Below are 1,043 nucleotides of genomic sequence, written 5' to 3'. Positions count from 1 at the left end.
GAGGCTTCGACGTTGGTGACCTGGTAGCCGTAGACGGGGTCCATGATCGTGGGGAGGAAGAGGCGGCCGGGGTCGCTGGAGGAGAAGCCGGCGTTGCGGTCGGGGGTCCATTGCATGGGGGTGCGGACGGCGTCGCGGTCGCCGAGCCAGATGTTGTCGCCCATGCCGATCTCGTCGCCGTAGTAGAGGATCGGGCTGCCGGGCAGGGACAGGAGCAGGGCGGTGAAGAGTTCGATCTGGTTGCGGTCGTTGTCGAGGAGGGGGGCGAGGCGGCGGCGGATGCCGATGTTGGCGCGCATACGCGGGTCTTTCGCGTATTCGGCGTACATGTAGTCGCGTTCTTCGTCGGTGACCATTTCGAGGGTGAGCTCGTCGTGGTTGCGCAGGAAGATGCCCCATTGGCAGTTGCCGGGGATGGCGGGGGTCTTGGCGAGGACTTCGGAGACGGGGTAGCGGGACTCGCGGCGGACGGCCATGAAGATGCGGGGCATGACGGGGAAGTGGAAGGCCATGTGGCATTCGTCGCCGCCGGAGGGGAAGTCGCCGAAGTAGTCGACGACGTCCTCGGGCCACTGGTTCGCCTCGGCGAGCAGCACCGTGTCCGGATAGTGCGTGTCGATCTCCTTGCGCACCCGCTTGAGGAACTCGTGGGTCGCAGGAAGGTTTTCGCAGTTGGTTCCCTCGACCTGGTACAGATACGGCACCGCGTCCAGCCGGAACCCGTCGATCCCCAGATCGAGCCAGAACCGCAGCGCGGAGACGATCTCCTCCTGGACGGCCGGGTTCTCGTAGTTGAGGTCGGGCTGGTGGGAGAAGAAGCGGTGCCAGTAGTACTGCTTGCGGACGGGGTCGAAGGTCCAGTTGGAGGCTTCGGTGTCGACGAAGATGATGCGGGCGTCCTGGTACTGCTTGTCGTCGTCGGCCCAGACGTAGTAGTCGCCGTAGGGTCCCTGGGGGTCGGCGCGGGATTCCTGGAACCACGGGTGCTGGTCGCTGGTGTGGTTCATGACGAAGTCGATGATGACGCGCATGCCGCGCTGGTG

General features: G+C 65.2%; 1 protein-coding gene. It reads right to left on the bottom strand.

The window, feature by feature from the left end:
- Nucleotides 1–1,043 (bottom strand): maltose alpha-D-glucosyltransferase (gene treS, locus ABZV42_RS42305; RefSeq protein ID WP_356057746.1); only part of this gene is annotated, 1,043 nt, incomplete at both ends.

It is taken from the genome of Streptomyces sp. NPDC005281, from assembly GCF_040607495.1.
In the GTDB taxonomy this organism is placed as follows: Bacteria; Actinomycetota; Actinomycetes; order Streptomycetales; family Streptomycetaceae; genus Streptomyces.
Note: the sequence above shows the minus strand (reverse complement) of the source record. Positions and strands in the feature narration are given on the sequence as shown.